This window comes from Actinoallomurus sp. NPDC052308 (genome assembly GCF_040679195.1).
Lineage (GTDB): Bacteria > Actinomycetota > Actinomycetes > Streptosporangiales > Streptosporangiaceae > Actinoallomurus > Actinoallomurus liliacearum.
In genome coordinates, this window is sequence record NZ_JBFAUM010000014.1 from 144,722 (window position 1) to 163,592 (window position 18,871).

General features: G+C 68.0%; 15 protein-coding genes, 1 pseudogene and 1 riboswitch. Of the genes and pseudogenes, 12 read left to right on the forward strand and 4 right to left on the reverse strand.

Translation table 11 applies throughout. From position 1 onward, the window contains the following. Positions 1–70: 70 nt before the first annotated feature. From AB0L00_RS28435 to AB0L00_RS28465, 7 genes and pseudogenes are all read left to right on the forward strand, one after another. A complete protein-coding gene (locus AB0L00_RS28435) occupies positions 71–6,964 on the forward strand; it encodes a polymorphic toxin-type HINT domain-containing protein (protein WP_364440153.1) in 6,894 nt (2,297 codons plus the stop codon). Beyond that, on the forward strand, positions 6,964–7,284 hold the full coding sequence (gene imm40, locus AB0L00_RS28440; protein ID WP_364440154.1) for an Imm40 family immunity protein: 321 nt from the start codon (positions 6,964–6,966) through the stop codon (positions 7,282–7,284). Before AB0L00_RS28435 ends, imm40 begins: the two co-directional genes overlap by 1 nt. Positions 7,285–7,914: 630 nt before the next feature. Continuing rightward, positions 7,915–8,130: pseudogene (locus AB0L00_RS28445) on the forward strand (DUF2637 domain-containing protein); the annotation flags it as partial. 140 nt (positions 8,131–8,270) lie between these two features. After that, positions 8,271–8,501 carry a hypothetical protein gene (locus AB0L00_RS28450; protein ID WP_364395845.1) on the forward strand — a complete coding sequence of 77 codons (231 nt, stop codon included), beginning with the start codon at positions 8,271–8,273 and terminating at the stop codon, positions 8,499–8,501. A gap of 642 nt (positions 8,502–9,143) precedes the next feature. Then, positions 9,144–9,458 carry a hypothetical protein gene (locus AB0L00_RS28455; protein WP_364395843.1) on the forward strand — a complete coding sequence of 105 codons (315 nt, stop codon included), beginning with the start codon at positions 9,144–9,146 and terminating at the stop codon, positions 9,456–9,458. 1,153 nt (positions 9,459–10,611) lie between these two features. Next, positions 10,612–11,031: an ATP-binding protein gene (locus tag AB0L00_RS28460; protein ID WP_364440155.1), complete on the forward strand. Its 420-nt coding sequence runs from the start codon at positions 10,612–10,614 to the stop codon at positions 11,029–11,031. Positions 11,032–11,177: 146 nt separating this feature from the next. Continuing rightward, positions 11,178–12,068 carry a helix-turn-helix transcriptional regulator gene (locus AB0L00_RS28465; protein ID WP_364395839.1) on the forward strand — a complete coding sequence of 297 codons (891 nt, stop codon included), beginning with the start codon at positions 11,178–11,180 and terminating at the stop codon, positions 12,066–12,068. 118 nt (positions 12,069–12,186) lie between these two features. Here AB0L00_RS28465 and tenA read toward each other — a convergent pair whose 3' ends face one another. After that, on the reverse strand, positions 12,187–12,867 hold the full coding sequence (gene tenA, locus AB0L00_RS28470) for a thiaminase II (protein ID WP_364440156.1): 681 nt from the start codon (positions 12,865–12,867) through the stop codon (positions 12,187–12,189). Between the two features lie 60 nt (positions 12,868–12,927). After that, a riboswitch (TPP riboswitch) is annotated at positions 12,928–13,025 on the reverse strand. Between the two features lie 160 nt (positions 13,026–13,185). Here tenA and AB0L00_RS28475 point away from each other — a divergent pair. Further along, the gene (locus AB0L00_RS28475) at positions 13,186–13,563 is read left to right on the forward strand and encodes a hypothetical protein (RefSeq protein WP_364440157.1); all 378 of its coding nucleotides are present in this window, start codon (positions 13,186–13,188) and stop codon (positions 13,561–13,563) included. A 67-nt stretch (positions 13,564–13,630) separates the two neighbouring features. Here AB0L00_RS28475 and AB0L00_RS28480 read toward each other — a convergent pair whose 3' ends face one another. Together AB0L00_RS28480 and AB0L00_RS28485 are read right to left on the reverse strand one after the other, a co-directional pair. Next, the gene (locus AB0L00_RS28480; protein WP_364440158.1) at positions 13,631–14,245 is read right to left on the reverse strand and encodes a histidine phosphatase family protein; all 615 of its coding nucleotides are present in this window, start codon (positions 14,243–14,245) and stop codon (positions 13,631–13,633) included. Positions 14,246–14,377: 132 nt separating this feature from the next. After that, positions 14,378–15,616, reverse strand: coding sequence for a PEP/pyruvate-binding domain-containing protein (locus tag AB0L00_RS28485; RefSeq protein WP_364440159.1), 1,239 nt, complete (start codon positions 15,614–15,616; stop codon positions 14,378–14,380). 59 nt (positions 15,617–15,675) lie between these two features. Between AB0L00_RS28485 and AB0L00_RS28490 the strand changes: the two genes are divergently transcribed. The 4 genes from AB0L00_RS28490 (at position 15,676) to AB0L00_RS28505 (ending at position 18,249) form a co-directional block, all read left to right on the forward strand. Further along, complete coding sequence (locus AB0L00_RS28490; RefSeq protein ID WP_364440160.1) at positions 15,676–16,071, forward strand: DNA-binding protein; 396 nt, start codon at positions 15,676–15,678, stop codon at positions 16,069–16,071. Then, complete coding sequence (locus tag AB0L00_RS28495) at positions 16,068–16,703, forward strand: transcriptional regulator (RefSeq protein WP_364440161.1); 636 nt, start codon at positions 16,068–16,070, stop codon at positions 16,701–16,703. Before AB0L00_RS28490 ends, AB0L00_RS28495 begins: the two co-directional genes overlap by 4 nt. A 298-nt stretch (positions 16,704–17,001) precedes the next feature. Then, complete coding sequence (locus AB0L00_RS28500) at positions 17,002–17,187, forward strand: hypothetical protein (protein WP_364440162.1); 186 nt, start codon at positions 17,002–17,004, stop codon at positions 17,185–17,187. 219 nt (positions 17,188–17,406) lie between these two features. After that, positions 17,407–18,249 carry an SMP-30/gluconolactonase/LRE family protein gene (locus AB0L00_RS28505; protein WP_364440163.1) on the forward strand — a complete coding sequence of 281 codons (843 nt, stop codon included), beginning with the start codon at positions 17,407–17,409 and terminating at the stop codon, positions 18,247–18,249. Positions 18,250–18,297: 48 nt separating this feature from the next. Here the strand turns inward: AB0L00_RS28505 and AB0L00_RS28510 are convergent, their stop codons facing one another. Further along, on the reverse strand, positions 18,298–18,753 hold the full coding sequence (locus tag AB0L00_RS28510; RefSeq protein ID WP_364440164.1) for a GNAT family N-acetyltransferase: 456 nt from the start codon (positions 18,751–18,753) through the stop codon (positions 18,298–18,300). Positions 18,754–18,871 lie beyond the last annotated feature (118 nt).

An 18,871-nucleotide genomic window follows, 5' to 3' on the forward strand; every position in this document is an offset into this window, starting at 1 on the left:
TCCTCATCCCTACCTGAGCCCACCCTGTCGGCCGCCGCGTCGGGCGCGGCACGGCCTTTCGGAGGACAACGTGCGCAAGCGAGTGGCGATCTCGCGACTCGGATCGGGCCGGTTCCGGCGTCGGATCGCGCTGGTGATGGCGGTGCCGGTCATAGCGGCTCTCGCGCCGGCCGTTCCCGCTCACGCCGATGACGGCACGGGTCGGCCGGGCGTCCAGCACACCGACCGGAAGGTCAAGGGACACAGCGTAAAGTCGCGTCCCCGTACGCCTGATCCCGCGACCCGGCGGCAGGAGCCGCCGAAGGCCGCCTGGCCCGAGTCCGGCACGGCGGAGGTCACGGTCCCCGACGCGCCGCGGCCCGCGGCCGGACGGGAGCAGGCAGCCTCTCCGGTGAAGGCCGGCAGGCTCCCGGTCTGGGTGAGCGCGCCGACGCGGCCATCGGCCACGCCGGTGGCGGCCCAGAGCGGGGCCGCCAAGGTCAAGGTACGAGTACTCGACCGGAAGACGGCACAGAAGACGGGCCTCACCGGTCCCGTGCTCACGGTCGCCCGGACCGACTCCGCGACGGTCACGGGCCGCGTCGGTGTCCAGTTGGACTACTCCGGCTTCGTGAACGCCTTCGGTGGTTCGTACGGAGCGCGGTTGCGCTTCGTCCAGGTTCCCGCCTGCGCCCTCACGACGCCCGAGCGCGCGGACTGCCGCCGGGGAAAGCCACTGGCGACGCGGAATGACACCGAGGCAAAGCGGCTGACGGCCGACGTCGACGCGGCACCGGCCGGCACCGGCGCGACCGTGCTGGCCGCGGCCGCCGGAGCGTCCAGCGACAAGGGTGACTACAAGGCGACCTCGCTCGCCGCCTCGGCCACCTGGCAGGTCGGCATGCAGACCGGGGACTTCACCTGGTCGTACCCCCTCCGGGTTCCGACCGTCCCCGGCAACCTGGAGCCGAAGCTCGCCATCGGCTACTCCTCGGGCAGCGTCGACGGCCGGACGTCGAACACCAACAACCAGCCGTCGTGGGTCGGCGAGGGCTTCGACCTCTGGTCGGGCTACATCGAACGGCGCTACAAGTCGTGCGGCGACGACGGCGCGCCCAAGACGGACAGCAACGAGCCCGCCGACGAGTGCTGGGCGTACGACAACGCCACGATCAGCCTCAACGGAAAAGCCGGAGAGCTCATCCCGGCGGGTAACGGCAAGTGGCGGCTGCGCGGCGACCCCGGCTGGCGCGTGGAGAAGCTGACCAGCACCGCGACCGGCAACGGAGACGACGACGGCGAGTACTGGAAGGTCACCACGACCGACGGCACCCAGTACTTCTTCGGGCAGAACCGTCTCCCGGGCTGGACCAGCGGCAAACCGGAGACCAAGTCGACCTGGACGGTGCCGGTCTTCGGCAACGACTCCGGGGAGCCCTGCCACAAGGACACCTTCGCCGACTCGTGGTGCCGGCAGGCGTGGCGATGGAACCTCGACTATGTCGTCGATCCGCATCACGACGCTGTGGCCTACTACTACACGCCCGAGACGAACCGGTACGCGCGGAACCTCAAGCCCGAGGACGGCACCTCCTACGAGCGAGGCGGCTACCTCGACCACATCGAGTACGGCCTGCGATCGGACGGCAACCTGTTCGCCCAGCCGCCCGCCCGGGTCAACTTCGGCACCTCCGAGCGCTGCATTCCCGACGCCGACTTCAACTGCGACCCGGCCAAGATCGGCGACAAGCCGGACTACTGGTGGGACGTCCCCTGGGACCAGAACTGCGACGAGGGGGCCAAGTGCGAGAACAAGGACCTCAACGTCATCAGGGCGGCGCCGACCTTCTGGACGCGCAAGCGCCTCACGAAGGTGACGACCCAGATCCTGAAGTCGGACGGCTACCACGACGTCGACTCCTGGGAGCTGACCCATGGCTGGGGCATGGCAGACGTCGACCGCGACCTGCTGCTCCAGTCCATCACCCACAAGGGTCTCGCGGGCGCGGAGAACGGGGTGGCCTCCGTGACACTGCCGGCCGTCACCTTCAACCACGTACAGATGCCCAACCGGGTCGACAAGCTCGGCGACGATGTCGGCCCGTACGTCAAGTACCGGCTCGGCACGATCTTCGACGAATCCGGTGGCCAGCTCGACGTCAACTACTCCCACCAGCAGTGCATGGCGGACGCGTTGCCGACGCCGGAGACCAACACGTCGCGCTGTTTCCCGACCTACTGGGTGCCCCCGGACGGCACGAAGGATCCGAAACTCGACTGGTTCCACAAGTACGTCGTCGAACAGGTCGTGCAGTCGGACCGTACCGCCCACGCGCCGGACATGGTGACGAACTACGACTACCAGGGCGGGGCCGCCTGGCACTTCGACGACGATGACGGCATCACCAAGGAGAAGTACAAGACCTGGTCGCAGTGGCGCGGCTACGCCCTGGTGCGCGAACAGTCCGGCGGCTGGAACGACATGCGCACGCAGACCGACCACGAGTACTTCCGCGGCATGAACGGGGACCGCCTGAACAAGAGCGGCGGCAAGAAGGACGTCACGGTCTCCGATCACGAGGGCGGCACCTATCCGGACGATGACGCCCGTCAGGGCTTCGAGTTCAAGACGACCGCCTACCTGAAACCGGGCGGCGACGTGGCGTCCAAGACGATCAACACGATCTGGACGCACCAGACCGCCGAACGCGTCCGTAGTTGGGGCACCACGACCGCCGACCTCACCGGTACCGCGAGCACCCGGACGCTCACCACCCTCGACGGAGGAAGGGCTCCGCGCGAAACGCTGGTCAAGAACACCTATGAGGACACGACCGGCCTCCCGACCCAGGTGGACGACCAGGGCGACACGGCGACCGGCAAGGACGACCGCTGCATCACGACCGACTACGCGATGAACAACGACGCGTGGATGCGCGACTTCCCCAGCCGAGTGGAGACCGTCGCCGTCAAGTGCGGCAGCGCCGTGGACCGGCCCGGGCAGGTACTCGGGGACGTCCGCACGTACTACGACAACGGGGCGTTCGGCGCCGCGCCGTCCCTGGGCGACGTGACGAAGACCGAGAAGGTCGCCGACTACGACGGCTCGACGCCGAAGTACGTGACCGGCGAGACCATGGCGTACGACGGCTACGGCCGGCCCATGACCAGCACGGACGTCGCGGGCCACACGACCACCACGACCTACACGCCCGCGACCGGCCTGCCCACTGGATCCACGGTGACCGGACCGCCCGTCAAGCCGGGTGACGTGTCGACCGCGATGAAGACCAGCACCGTGCTGGACCCCGCCTGGAACCTGCCGACCTCCACGACCGACGAGGGCGGCAAGGTCACCGATCTGGAGTACGACGCGCTCGGCCGCCTCACGAAGGTCTGGCTGCCGAACCGCTCCAAGGCGAACAAGCAGACCCCGAACCTCCAGTACGGCTACCTGGTCACCAAGGACGCCCCCGCCACCATCGAGACCCGGACCCTGAACAACGACGGCAGCCAGAAGAGCAGCTACCAGATCTACGACGGTCAACTGCGCATCCGGCAGACCCAGTCGCCCGGTCCCGACGGTGGCCGCCTGGTCGCCGACACCTTCTACGACGCGCAGGGGCAGATCACGCGGACGTACGCGCCGTACTACGGCGAGGGCGCACCGACGGCGACGCTGTACGGCGTCGACAAGGTCGGGGACGTCGAGTCGCAGACCGCCTACGAGTACGACGGGCTCGGCCGCGTCACCACGGAGCGGCTCCTGGCCGGCAACGGCGACCTTCAGGAGAAGTGGCGCACCACGACGACCTACTCGGGCGACCGGGTCTCGGTCGACCCACCGCACGGCGGCACCCCGACGACCACCATCACCGACGCCCGGGGCCAGACGGTCGAGGCCCGCCAGTACAAGGGCGAGGGCCCGACGGGTGACTACGACGCCACGAAGTACACCTACTTCCCGTCCGGCAAGCCGGACACGCTGACGGACGCCGCCGGCAACGAGTGGCACCACAAGTACGACCTGCGCGGCCGGGAGATCCAGAGCGACGACCCGGACAAGGGCACGACGAAGACCACCTACGACGACCTGGACCAGGTGACATCGACCGAGGACGCCCGCGGCAAGAAGCTCTTCTACGGCTACGACCCGATCGGCCGAAAGACCGAGGACCGCGAAGGCTCGACGACCGGCCCGGTGCTCACGTCATGGCTGTACGACACGCTGCGCAAGGGCCAGCTGACCAGCACGACCCGCACGGTCGGCGGCCAGAACTACGTCACCAGGATCAACGAGTACGACAACCTCAACCGGCCCCTCCGAACGACCTTCACGATCCCCTCGGTGCCGGGGGAGGAGAAGCTCGCGGGTAGTTACCAGTACGACACCCGCTACAACCTCGACAACACCCCGCAGTCCCTCGGCCTTCCGGCGGCCGGCGACCTTCCCAACGAGGCCGTCGTCTACTCCTACGACGACCTCGGCCGGCCGACGACGACGACCGGGACGACGAAGTACGTCACCAAGTCCGATTACTCGCCGACCGGCAGACCCCAGCAGTACGAACTGTCCACCGGCGGCAAGAAGACCTGGCTGACCTACGGGTACGAGTACGGGACGCAGCGTCTCAACGAGTCACGCGTGAACCGGGAGGACGTCGCGGGGACCGACCGGGACGCCGCGTATGGGTACGACGACGCCGGAAACGTCACCTCGATCACCGACCGGTCCCGGGCCGGCACCGACAGCCAGTGCTTCCGGTACGACTACCAGAGACGTCTCACCGAGGCGTGGACGCCCACCGGTGGGTGCGACACCGATCCCGCGGGCAACGCCCTGGGCGGCCCGGCCCCGTACTGGAGCAGTTACCGCTACGACCTCACGGGTAACCGGACCAGCGAGGTCCAGCACGGCGTCGGCGTCGGCACCGACACGACCCGCACCTACCACTACCCCGACCCGGGCCACGGCCAGCACCAACTCGCCTCGATCGACCAGACCGGCGCCGCGGGGAACCGCACCGACAGTTTCTCCTACGACGCGGCCGGCGACATCACCCACCGCGGCATCGGCGCCGCCGCCCAGGATCTGACCTGGGACGGCGAAGGACACCTGGCGACCAGCACGGACACCAGCGGCACCACCACGTACGGCTACGACGCCGACGGCGGCCGCTTCCTGCGCCGCGAGCCCGGTGCCACCACCCTGTACCTGCCCAGCATGGAGCTCCGGCTGGACAAGACGACGAACCAGGTGGCGGCCACGCGCTACTACACCCACGGTGGCGCCACCGTGGCGATGCGCACGAGCGCGGGCGTGCAGTTCTTGTCCGCCGACCCGCACGGCAGCGCCGACCTGGCCGTCAGCGCCGGCGACCAGACGATGGCCCAACGCCGCTTCGACCCGTTCGGCCGATTCCGCGGCGACCCGAGCGGCGTCTGGCCCAACGACAAGGGCTTCGTGGGCGGAACCGTCGAGTCTGACGGCCTTACACACCTGGGTGCCCGCGACTACGACCCCGCCACCGGCCGGTTCATCTCCGTGGACCCGGTGTTCGACGCCGGAAATCCGCAGTCGTGGAACGGCTACGCGTACGCCGGCAACAACCCCGCGACCAACTCCGACCCAAGCGGCCTGATGTACCCGAGCGACATGCCCGAACCACATGGCAAAACTCGGGGCCTCGGCAGCGGCTGCAAATACAGCTGTCCGAGCGGAACCTTCCCTGGTGACAGAAGCGGCGGTGGAGGTGGCGGCACTTCCGTCGCGCACCATTCGTGCAACTGGTTCTGTCATGCCAAGAACATCTTCAACGCCACGATCGACGAAGGCGTCGACGTATGGGTGAGCTCGTCCCGCGTGATAGAGCAGATGCCCTCGCTGCTGGTGGGCGGCGCGGCCTCTCTCGGCTGCGCCGAGGGCGTCCAGACCCAGTGCGGTGTGGCGAACGACAACACCTACCACCCGCCGCCCGAGACCCACATCCCCCTCGGCGGTGACACGTCCGCGCCCGAGTACAAGGTCACCCGCCTGGTGGTCAGGTACGCCCCGATCGTCCTCGGCGGCGCGGGCGCGGCGCGAGCCGCCATGCGCGCCGGCCTGCGAGCCGGCCTACGCACCGGCGTGCGCGCCGCCCTGCGGGCGGAGGAGGAGGGCGTGGTATCCAGCCCTTCGGTGAGGCCTTCAGGCGGGTGCGTCGGCGTCAACAGCTTCGTGTCAGGCACGAAGGTCCTCCTAGCGAACGGCAAGTACAAGAACATCGAGGACGTCCAGGTCGGGGAAGAGGTCCTCGCCACGGACCCGAAGACCGGCAAGACCACTTCCGAGCCTGTCATCGCCGCATTCGGGGGCACCAACTACACCAGCCTGGTCCGGATCACCGTCGACACCGACGGGCGACACGGCCACCGCACGGGTGTAATCGTCGCTACCGAGCACCACACGTTCTGGAATGAGACCGAGCACACCTGGACGAGGGCAGACCAACTCACCGCCAAGGTCAAGCTCCGCACGCCACAAGGCAAGACGCTACGTGTGATCAGTATCGCTCGACGATCTGATCACCCCACGGTGCGGGATCTGACAATCGCCGAGCTTCACACCTACTATGTAGAAGCAGGCACCACGCCTGTCTTGGTGCATAACTGCGGGACGGCACGTTTCTCGGTCGACAGCCAAGGCACTGTTACGGATCATGTCGAGGGCGATCCGAACATTCTCGATCGGAATCCTCTTGACGGAACGAACTACACCTCCAAGGTAAAGGCTCAGATTGAAAGCGGCGATAATCACGGTTTTCCTGCGATGATTGACAGTTTGCCAACCATGGCGGATACGTCCATCGTAAGAGGCGGTGACGGAATCCCGAGAATGCATGTGAAGCTGCCCGGAGAGATTAATGGAACGCGAGGGACGTTCCACTGGATCATCGAACAGGATGGCTCGATTAACCACCGATTCTTTGACGCGCGGATGAGGTAGTGGCTTCAGAGAGACAAGAGAGGCTGCTGGCGACGTTGCCTCGCTGGCTGCACGAACGTGCTGCAGACTTGAGTAGCGAAGGATCTGCTGAGTATGCGTTCCCGGCCTCCGCTGCGCAGGACGTGTTCGATGCACTGATCGTTGCGGGCATCGCCATCCTCGGCGGCGATCTATGGAAAGTGGATAGCGCAGGTTTCGCCCCGTGCTATGAAAGCTGGTTCAGCGAGTCGAGAAATAGTGTAGACGTAAGCGAACGGTGGCGCGAATTCCTTGCGCGAATTCCAGACGACGATATGTATTACGTAACGTTTATCGCTTAGGGTGGGTGAAGGATGCTCCGCAAGAATCTTGCTCCCTCATATAGGCGCTTCCTGGGCAATATGCTATCGGCTCTGTGAGTGCCTTCGCATTGAGAGGGCCAGTCGCTTGGTGGGGTCGTTGTGGCGCTGAGGACGCTGCCGTGGTCGCTGTTGTGCGCTCCGGTTGCCGTCAGCGTTGCCGTCAGAGCCTGGTCGGCCGTGTGAGGAGTCGTAGGGTTTCTACAATCACCGCGTTTCTCAGGGGGCATCCGGGAAGTTCGGTGGCAACCCCGACCCGTACCGCAGGGCCGTTCACGGCCCGACGAACGGAAGCGGGGGCGGCAGTCGATCGCCTAAGGCCGTGCGGTACGCAACCGCCCACGGCGCGACTGTCGTATTCTCCTGGGTTCTTCTCGTGGTGTCGTGACCGGTGCGGCGTGGGGACGGCTGGACCGCCGAGGGCTCTCTTCCTCCTGTTTCATCGGCGTTCCGTGCTGGTTGGGCGGTCGTCCGGGTCGGGCCGGGATCGGCCCGCAGAGGCCGCAGGCCCGGCCCGAGGGCCGGTCGGCCGCCGGCGGCCCGCGTAGCGGGGCGCCTTTAAAGACGTAGAGAAAGTCCTCATCCGGCAGGTCTGGCCGTTTTTGGCCCTAGGTGCTGGCCGGGATCGCTGCGGCGGGCTCGTTCACCCACATCCGCGACACCGCCCGCCAGCACGGACAGCACGGCTGGATGGCCTGGGCCATCGCCGTCTGCATCGACCTCACCTGCGTCATGGCCGCCCGCGAACGCCAACGCGACCGGCGCACCGGCCGCCGGCCCGGGCCGATCTCCTGGCCATCGCTCGTGTTGGCCGGCGGGCTTCCGCTTTTTGACCTTCCGTGATGCTATGACGGTCACTATCGGTAGAAGTTTGAGGTTGAATTGTGTCGGAGCATGCAGTAATCGTGACATATCAACTAAGTGGCGACGGTTTCGGGAATGAGCAGGAGCGTCAGGCGATACGGCACATGAAGGCGCGTCTGGGTACTGTGATCGAACAGGCCGGCGTCGGGGAGTTTGATGGTGACGAGTTTGGGGGTGGCGCGGTGACGATGTATAGCTACGGCCCCGACGCTGATGCACTTTTTGCGGCCGCAGAGGAGACGCTTAGAAGTCTCGCCTTCCGTCCAGCCGTCGCTGTTCTCCGATACGGCGATGCTGCAGATATGGAAGCTAGAGAGGTTCGTATTACTCTTTAGGTATGTAAGCGGAAAGTGTGGGATGGTTGATTTTTCCGGCTCCGACGATATGAGCTGGCCCGAAGACCGAGCGGCCGATCCCTCGGAAGCAATGGATTCATTTCGAATGATGTACGATCGTGGGGCGAAGCGCCTTGAGCCTGCGCTGCGGGCCACCCAGATCGTCGTGACCGACTGGGTTCTGGGTGAAGCAGGGGCAGGTACGGATGACCCATGGAATCTCCCTAGAGATCTTCCCTGCCGTCTCCAGCAGAGTTGAGAGCTGGAGGTTCTTCGTTGAGGGCGAAGATCATTTCGTCTACCGTGATCGCTGATGGAGAGCTGAACAGCGTCAAACGGAAAGTGTCGCGCCACTCTGGACACTGCCAAGCGGATCGCTCTCCCGAATGAGAGGTGCCGAGACATGCCGAGGCGGTCGGTGATCGTCGCTGCGGTTCTCGTGTCGGCTGGGACGGGATGCTCGCTTGTTGGCGCCGGCCAAGGAAATCCGGTCGCGGCCGCGCAGCCGACTTCGGCACCGTCAGCGGTCGTGCGGACGACGGGCGACGCTCACGCGCCGTGCACCGTCCCTCGTGGATCCGGCAATGAGCGGGTGCATGGCTTGGTCGCGGTCGACCCTCACCCTGTCGGCATTGTCGTCGTGTGGCTGCCTGGCATGAACCAGCATGCCGTGCCGAGTTAACACGGGGGAACGCCGATCTGGCGCGGCGCATTGCCAAGGATGTCGAAGCGGCACCGAAATGGCCGTCCGGGGTCTTCCACTGCCCGATGGACGATGCCCTGGATGCAGAGTTGTACTTCGAACAGCCCAGGCACGCGAAGGCGGAACTGGTCGACGCCGGCCTTGCCGGCTGCAGAGGGATTGCCGCTCCGGGTAGGTCGGCGCGCCAGTTCACCGACCGATTCTCCCGCGACCTCGCGTCGATCGCGCCGTCTCCTTGGCGAACCCGGCTCTGACGAGTTGATAGCTGAGAGTGATCGTCAGGAACCCGGACGCCGAGAGTCGCCTGGCTGGCCGGGGCGTTGCTCGAACGCCTGACCAGCGGCCTGCGGCTGACGCCGGATCGGATCGATGTCATGGCCGACCGGTGCGGCGCCTCCCCCGAAGCGAGCGGCGAGGTGGCAACGTGCAAGAACTCCTGCGTCCCAGCCACGATCGGATGGTGGGCAACGTCCGCGCCTGGCTCATCGACGACCTCTAGGGCAGGCATCAGGTGCTACGCGAGATCGCTGGCACGTACTGCCGGACGGCGGTCGTATCCGGCAGGTCTACGGCACGGGGTCGCCGAGGGCGCCCTGAATGCGCGCGGAAGGCTCACTCATGACCCTGGACCTGTCCGGTATCGGGCTGCCCAGGGCACGAGGGCCTACCTCCACCCCAGGCGACAACCGGAGGCCGGTGTGACAAGCCTGGCCTTTCCGAGGTAGTTCCCCGAGCCTTCTGCGCCCGGCAGGTCAGGCGTGCTGGTCCTCGTCGGCGACCGCGACGCAGCCGCCGAGGGATAAGCCACGCGTCGAGAGGCAGGAGAAGCCTCGGCCGTCGGCGCTTTGCCGTCGCCGTTGACCGATTGCCGTCGGTGTAGACCGTCCGGCGTCCGGATAGCCGGATTTCCCCGGTCAATGGCGGCGGCAATGTCCAATGCCGGCCGCCTTGGTGGGCGGGGCTCCCCGTGGGCGTGCGGAACGCTCGGGCAACGCGGCACGTTCGGGCGCGCAGATGCCGGTAAAGAGCGATAAGTCGGGCCGCCAGCAGGGGCGTTTCCCGAGGCTTGTGTATGCGGCTCACCCGCGTTACACCGCCGAATCATCCAGAGCGCCGAGAGCGGAAGGCGTCCGGGGTGGCGGTGGCGCGCTCACGCGCCGACCGGCCTGTTCGTAAAGCTTCGTGGTCGATCTGCCTTCGAGCTACCGATCGGTGGTTGGGGCATACCGTCACGAGTGCATCGGCATCGCAGGTCGCCGGTCGGTCGATTCCGCAGAGGGGCACCCGGATCGATCTCGTCCGACGTCACCACGGAGATGCTCGGCCTTTCCAGGGCTTCCGGAATTGTGGCGAGGGTCGGTGTGCCGGATCAGTCTTTCGGCAGTCGATCCGAAGGACGTGACGAGCGTGGACATCGCCCGACTGTACGAGATTCCCCGCAGGTTCGATCTTAAGCTGTTCGCCTATGCGGAGAACGTTTATCTCGTCCGTAATCTGGTAGATCAAGCCGTTGACTCCTGGGGCCTGTCGGAGAACGTCAGATTCGCCGGACAGCTCATCCTCACGGAGCTGGCCACCAACGCGGTGCGGCTCTACGAGGGCAAGGAAGTACACGTGTGGGTCTCCAGCCAGGCCGGCCGGGATCTTCTGGAGCTGGCCGTCTGGGATCCCGACCCCGACAACCTCCCCAAGATCCTTCCGCTGACCGAGTGCGGCGAGTCCGGTCGCGGACTCGCGCTGGCCTACGAGCTGTCCGACCAGCGGCTCGGCTGGTACCGGTCGACGACGGCCCGCGGAAAGGTCGTCTGGGCGCGCGTCGGACCGTAGTCCCGATATGTGGAGCCGTCTGGAGCAGTGCTGGTATGGGGCCGCAGTGCCCGTCTGGGCGAGTTTTCGGGAATCGGCTGCGTTGAGACAACGAAGTATCTACTCTCCGTAAGTAGTCGCTCACGCTGGATATCCAAGGAGAGTCGATGTCGGTCGTCCGGGCTCCGCTCAACCCGAAGGTCTCGCTCTGGCACATGCTCGCCTACCTGCTCAGGTGGGAGCGCGAGAAGAACGGCCTCTCGCTGGCGCAGTGGGGGAAGATCGCCACCGCCGCGCCGTCGACGGTCTCCAACGTCGAGGCGGGACGGAGAAAGATCGACGAGAGGCAGGCAAAGATCATCGATCGCCACTTCCGGACCGGCGGCCTCTTCGAGCTGCTGCTCTGGTACGCCCAGAACGGCCACAACCCCGACTGGGCCCAGTCCGTCACCGCGTACGAGGCCATCGCCCAGCTGATCAGGATCTACCAGGGTCAGTACATTCCAGGACCCTTTCAGACCGAGGACTACGCGCGAGCCCTGCTGCTGGCCAGCAGTGACGGCAAGGATCTCGACGAGACACTCAAGGCCAGGATGGAGCGGCAGACCGCCATCTTGGACAGGCCGGATCCGCCGTACGTCTGGGCGCTACTGGACGAGGAGGTCCTGGACGACTGCATCGGCGGCTTCGAGGTCATGCAGGCACAGCTCCGGTACCTGCTCGAACTGATGCAGCGGCCGAACGTCTCCATTCGCGTCATCCCGCGCTCGACAGGCGCCCATATCGGGAAGGACGGCTCGTTCCGCGTCATCACTGTCGATTCCCGCGATATTGCCTACGCTGGAGCGGCGAGAGGCGGTCGGCTGATCGAGATGTGCGGCGAGGTCGAGCAGTTTCGTATGGACTTCGACCGGATCGGGCAGAAGGCAGCCTCCGAGGACGCCTCACGCGTGCTGATCGAACGGCGATTGGAGGCCACCGAGTGGCGATGCAGTGGCGCAAAAGCTCAGTTAGCACCGGGGTCAACGACGAGGCGTGCGTCGAGGTGGCGTCGCTGACCTCACAGGAGACCGCCGGACTCACGACCGGCGAAGTCGGTCGCTGAGCGATACGGCGCGGCCGGTACGGGCACCGCGGACACCGGGACCGTACGGCCGCGCCTCGGCTTATGACGGCCTACTTGAGCCATTCGGCGGTGGGCCAGGTCTCGCGGCGCCAGGCGCTGTCCCAGAACATCCACTCGTACTCGGTGGCGCGGAAGAAGGCGCGGGTCATCGCCTCGCGGGTCGCCGGGTCGGTGGTCGCGGCCAGGCGGTCGGTGATGTCCTTGGCGCGTTCGGTGGACTCGGCGAAGGCCGGGTCGGAGTAGGTCGCGATCCAGGCGCGGTACGGGTGGTCCTCGACGTCGGCGGTGTTCTCGAGCAGGGCGGTCCCGACGTCCTGGTACACCCAGAAGCACGGCAGTACCGCCGCCGCCAGCACCGGGTACGGGTCGGCGAGGGCCGTCGCCTGGAGGAAGGACGCGTAGCCGAGGCAGGTGGGGGAGGTGTCGATGCCCGCCAGGTCGTCGGCGGTCAGGCCGAACTCCTCGATGTACCCGGCGTGCAGCGTACGCTCCGCCGCCAGCGCGGCGTGCGCGCTCTCGGCGAAGAAGACGGCGTCGTCGGTGTCGGTGGCCCGGGTCGAGGCGACCGCGAGTGCCCGGGAGAACGCCTCCAGGTAGCGGGCGTCCTGCACGATGTAGAAGGCGAACCGTTCGCGGTCCAGCGTGCCCGCGCTGAGGGCGGTGTTGAACGGGTGCTCGTGGATCGCGCGGAGCAGTCGCGCCGAGCGCTTCCACACGTCGTCGCAGAACATCGGGATCTCCTCAGCGGTCGGTGGACGGCACGGCACGGACGCTCGACAGCACCAGGAGAGAACCGGTCATGGCGACGTCCCTTCGCTAGTCCTAGCTAGATCAGGTTCGACGGGTGTGTTCTCAGCCCGGGCCATGCCGGGCACCCCGCGTCACCGCCGACCGTAACAAGGATCGCCCGGGACCTGCCACTCACGGCGGCGCCCGGGGCGGGCCTCCAGCGGGTGCGAGGCCGTCTCCGCCGGCTGCCGCGTCGGCGTGTAAGGAGGCTTGAGCATCACCTTCTGATTCGCGGGTCGTTCGACGCGTATCGTCCAGGCATGGACACCGCTGCTTCACCCCGCGTCCTCGTCATCGGGTTTGACCCGTATCGGGTGCCCGGGCCGTGGGATCCCGAGCCGGTGGCCAAGGCGATCGAGGCGGGACTGACCAAGTTCGCCGAACATGGCGTGGGCGTCGAGACCTGCCTGATCGGCCTTGATGGAAGTGACGACGTGGAAGCGGTCGTCGGGAATGCGCTGCGAGCCCACCGGTGGGAGTGCGTCACCGTCGGCGGTGGCCTGCGGCACTCAGACGATCACGTTGAACTTCTCGAGCAGGTGATCAACCTGGTGCGGCGGCACGCGCCCGATGCGGCCATCGCGTTCAACAGCACCCCGGCCACCACCTACGAGGCCGCTGCCCGTTGGATCGAGTGACGACGGCGAACGACGCGGCTTGAGCGTCAGCTTCTGGCTCGTCGTCGGGATGCTCGACGAGAGCCACTTACGGCCTGACGCGTTCGGGGAACCCGGTCCAGCGCAGGTCGGCCGGGAGGTGGCTCATGTCGTTGAACATCACGATCGTGGGCGGCAGGCCGTCGCGGTACTCGATGACCGTCAGTGCGGTGTTGGCGCTGTTCAGCCCGAGCCACCGTGACGGCGGCGCCTCCAGCGCGTGCCGCACCAGCCACGCGATCGGGTAGGCGTGCGTCACCAGGACCTCGTGCGTGTCGGGCCGGCTCCTTTTCGTGGTCGTGTCGGGGACCTTCGCGAATCGGGCGACCAGGGCCTCGGCGAGCCTCTGGCCCGACGCCGCCTCGGTGTCGTCGTAGCCGTCGAAGAAGCCGGCCCAGGACGGCGGTGTTTCGGCGGCACTGGGGACGTAGGGCACGTGGTCGACGAGTTCGGCGGCCTCGGTCACGGGCACGTTCGGTAGATGCCGGGCGAGTTCGTGCGCGCTTGCCACGGCGCGTGGCAGCGGAGAGTGCCACACGGCGTCGACCGGTACGTCGGCGAGCCGTTCGCCCAGCAGGCCCGCCTGCCGGCGCCCGACGTCGGTGAGCTCCCCGAACGCGTCGGCCGCGCCGTGGCGTGCCAGGTAGAGGTGTCGCGTTGTCATCCGTGGTCAGGGACGCGGTGCCCGTGCGGGCCCGTTCCCATCTCCTCTCGATCTGCAGGGGTGGGTTCGGCGGCTACGTAGGCGAGGTGCGACGCCTGGCGATGGCTCCCGGCCGGGGGCGGAAGCGATCGGTCACGCGTTCGTCCCGGTGACGGTGCCGGCGGTGCCGTCGATGGTGATGACGGCGTCGTCGCGGAGCCTGGCCGTTGCGTTCGGGACGCCGAGGACGGCGGGGATGGCGTGCTCGCGAGCGACGATCGCGGCGTGGGAGAGCGCGCCTCCGGTCTCGGTGACGACGCCGGCGGCGATGCGCAGCAGCGGCGTCCACGCGGGGTCGGTGAAGGGGCAGACAAGGATGTCGCCCGGCCGCACGCGCGCGAAGTCGCCGGGACCGCGGATGATCCTCGCGGTGCCGGTCACGGTCCCGTGGCTGCCCGGTATTCCGTTGAGGGCGGCAGGTGGGGTGTCCGAGGTGCCGGCTGGTGGTGGGGGCGCGGCGGTGACCGGCCGCGCTTGCAGAATCCAGGCGCGGCCGTCGACGATCGCCCACTCGATGTCCTGCGGTCCGCCGAGTACGGCGGCGATCTCCTTGCCCAACGCGGCGAGGTGCGTGGCGGACGCGTCGTCGAGTGCGGGTCGGTGCCGGACACGGGTGGGCACGTCGCGAACGACGAGCCGCGTACCGCGCCGGTCGAGGCGGGTCCGTTTGTCCGTGACGGTGCGTGTGATCGACCCGTCCTCGGCGACGCGATAGGCGTCAGGGGTGACGGTTCCGCCGACGACGCTGGGGCCGAGGCCCCAGGACGCCTCGATCTCGGTCGCGTCGTTCGGGCCCGCGGGCGTGAACATGACCCCGGACACCTCGGCGTCCAGATGGCGCTGGAGGATGACGGCCATCACAAGGTCGTCGGACGGCCGGCCGTCGCGGCCGGAGGCGCCCCGGTAACCCATGGCACGTGGAGACCACAGCGAGGCCCAGCAGGCACGTACGGCATGGGCGACCTCGCCGACCCCGCGCACGGCGAGGAAGCTCTCGTACTGACCGGCCGCCGACGCCTGACCGGTGTCTTCGTTCGCCGCCGACGATCTCACCGCCACGGGCGGATCGCCGAGCTCGTCGAGTGCGCGTCCCAGCGCGTCGACCAGGGGCGCGGGGAGTGGGCGGGCCTGGATCGCCTGCCGCGCCGCGTCAAGGTCGTCCGGCTCGCCGGTGAACCGCCCGAGGCCCAGGTCACCGACAGCGGCCAGGTAAGCGGCGAACGGGACGACGAAGCCGTCAGGAACCGGCAGACCCGCGCGGAGCAGCGCGCCGAGTGCCCCGGCCTTACCTCCGCAGGTATCGGCGGCGGCCTCCATGAGGGGTACGAGCACCGATCCCGCCTTTCAACAGATTGTTGACAACATTCTGTTGAGTCTGCATCATCGGTCGCATGTCACGCAAGCAGGAGATCGCTCACAGCACGCATGTCGACCACCTTCAGGCCCAGCGTGAACAGGACGCGCGTGAGCGTCTACTGGACCTGGGCGCCGACGCGCTCGACGCCCGTCCATGGCGACCATCGCCCGCCCCGCCGTCGGCGGTCGACCTCGTGCAGTTCGCCGTCTGGCGCTGCGCCGACCTGGACCCGGAGGACATCCTGAGCGCGCTCGCCCTCCTGCCCGCCGCACACGCGGAGGTCGAAGGACTCGAATCCGCCCTGCTGTTCATGGCCCGGAGTGCCGGATTGACCTGGGCGCAAATGGCGGACGCGATGGGGTTCAACTCTCCGCAGGCGTGCCAGCAGCGGTACACCCGCCTGGCGGCACGACAGGACGCCGGCTCGTGACGCGGGACTCTTCACTCGGCCTCTTGGTGCTGCACGCGGTGCGCATCACCGGGTTCGCGGACACCCCCGTCGTCGCTCGTCGGTACGGGCTCGACGCGGCCGAGACGAAAGAGACGCTGCTCGACGGCCAGGCACGTGGCTGGGTCGAGCACACCGCCTTCGCCGGCGCCGGAGGTTGGTCGTTGACCGAAGCGGGCCGAGCCGAGAACGAGCGCCTGCTCGCGGCCGAGCTCGCACGCGTCGGCGGCGCCGAGGAGGTCCGTGGCGTCTACCGCGCGTTCCTCCCGCTGAACGCCCTCCTGCTACAGGCCTGCACCGACTGGCAACTCCGGCCCGCCGCCGGCGATCGGCTCGCCGTCAACGACCACTCCGATCCCGCCTGGGACGCCGGAGTCCTCTCCGAGCTCGCGGGCATCGACCGCGCGTTCGTGCCACTCGCAGGCCGGCTCGAGGGCGTCCTCACCCGGTTCCGCGGATACGACGAACGATTCACCGCGGCCCTGGCGCGCGCCCAGGCCGGGGAGGGCGACTGGGTCGACCGCACCGACGTCGACTCCTGCCATCGGGTCTGGTTCGAGCTCCACGAAGACCTCATCGCCACGCTCGGCCTCGACCGGCACGCGGAACCCTGACCCCGGACTCCACGATTCGGCTGTGCACCGGGACCTGCCCCTCGAGGCTCTGAGGCGTGCCGAACGCTCGGCAACCGCGTTCCACGGAAAGGGCAAAGTGTCCATACCGGCACCACGGGCGGACGTTCTCCGAGCATCCGGTACGCCCCCGCACGACGAACCCCAGCGGTGAAACGGAACGGCCCAGGCCAGGTGCCGCTCCGGGGGCCCCGAGCCGAAACTGGCCGCCGAAACCTCGCTCCGGACGATCTTCGTCAGAACGGTTCATTCGCGACCAGTACAACGCAGAGGAGCTGCAGTGCGAGGAGACAGCAGGGGAAACCGCGACCAGAACGGGGTCCCCATCCACGGCAAGGTCCAGCATCGTCAGCTCGGCCGGGCCGTCCAGCGCCGGCTCGAAAACGCCCACCCGGACATGGAGTTCACGAGGTACGGCGTGTTGCGCCCGGCTTCGGGTTCTCCGTCCCAGGGTGAGCAGGGCTAGGACCCCTCCGGCCAACGGCCCGCGCTAGCGGGCAGCGAATCGGTGTCCCGGTGGGGGCGCGTGGCCGACGGCCACGCAGCCCTCCCCGGGACATTCTCGACCGCGGCGCGAGCGCACGGACCCCGGTGCCGGATTCCGGGTGAGCGGCATACCGGGCGATGACTTCTCATGCCGAGCCCTGTCCATACGGGTGGTGTTTCACCGATGGAAGGGACTGTCATGCCTGAACTGCGAACCCTGCTCACCGGCCTGGGGCTGGTCGAGTCGCCTCGATGGCACGAGGACCGCCTCTACGTGTCCGACTGGACTGCCGGCGAGGTCATCGCGGCCGACCTGGACGGCGGCCACGAGGTCGTCGCGAGGGTCGCGTCACTGCCGCTCTGCACGGCCTGGTCGCCCGACGGCCGGCTGTTCATCCTCGATTCGGCCGAGGCCCGGCTGTTGCGCCTGGACGCCGACGGAACGCTCGCGGTCCACGCGGACCTCAGCACGTTCGGCCACGGCTGGAACGACATCGTCATCGACGGTCGCGGCAATGCCTACGTCAACCGGATCGGGTTCGACATGTCCACGGGCGAGGACCCCAGGCCCGGTGACATCACGCTCGTCGGACCGGACGGATCCGCCCGGAAGGTGGCCGACGGCATCGAGTTCCCCAACGGCATGGCCGTCACCGAGGACGACTCGACCCTGATCGTGGCCGACTCGTACGGCACGTCGCTCGTCGGCTTCGACATCCGGCCGGACGGGAGTCTCTCGGAGGGACGGCTGTGGGCGGACCTCCGCGGCGAGGCGCCCGACGGCATCTGCGTCGACGCCGAAGGCGCCGTCTGGTACGCGACGGTCCCGGGCAGGCGCTGCGTTCGGATCCGGCAGGGCGGCGAGATCCTCCGGACGGTCGACCTCGACCGCGGTGCGTTCGCGTGCGCGCTCGGGGGCCCGGACCGGCGCACGCTGTTCATCGCCGCCGCCGAGTGGCCGGGCTGGCCGACGCCGGTACCCCCTGGCAGCGGGCAGGTGCTCGCGACCGAGGTGACGGTCCCGGGCGCGGGCCGGCCCTGACCCGGCGGCGGGTCCCGCCCGCTTCCGACCCCGTTCGCACGCCGAACGTCAACCGGACCGGCGCGTCAGGTCGATCTGGTAGCGGACGAAGCCGCGGTTCTCGGCCATCGCGTCGTACAGCCGCCGGGCGGTGGCGTTCGACTCCTGGGTGTGCCAGTACACCCGGGCACAGCCGTGGGCCTTCGCCCAGTCGGTGACCGCCGTGATCAGTGCGCGGCCGACGCCCTTGCCACGTACGTCCGGAGCGGTGAACAGATCCTGCAGGTAGCAGACGTCGGCGTCCGGCATCGAGGTGCTGGCGTGCGTGAGGAAGTGCACGATCCCGACGAGCCGGCCGTCGAGCTCCGCGCCGAGGGCGTGCATGCGCGTGTCCGCCTGGAACTCGTGCCAGGCCCGCTCGTACATCTCGTCGGGCTCGACCCGCTCGTAGAAGGCGACGTAGCCGCGGAACAGTTCCTCCCAGGAGGCTCTGTCGGACGGAACGAGCCTGCGGACGCTGATCATCGGTCTCCTGCGCGATCTGGTGCGGGCCGGCCACGGCCGAGTTCGGCTCCCGAGCGTACGGACGATCGGCCGGCGCGAACACGGCCACTCGCGCGCGAAAGGGCGAGACCAGTCCCGT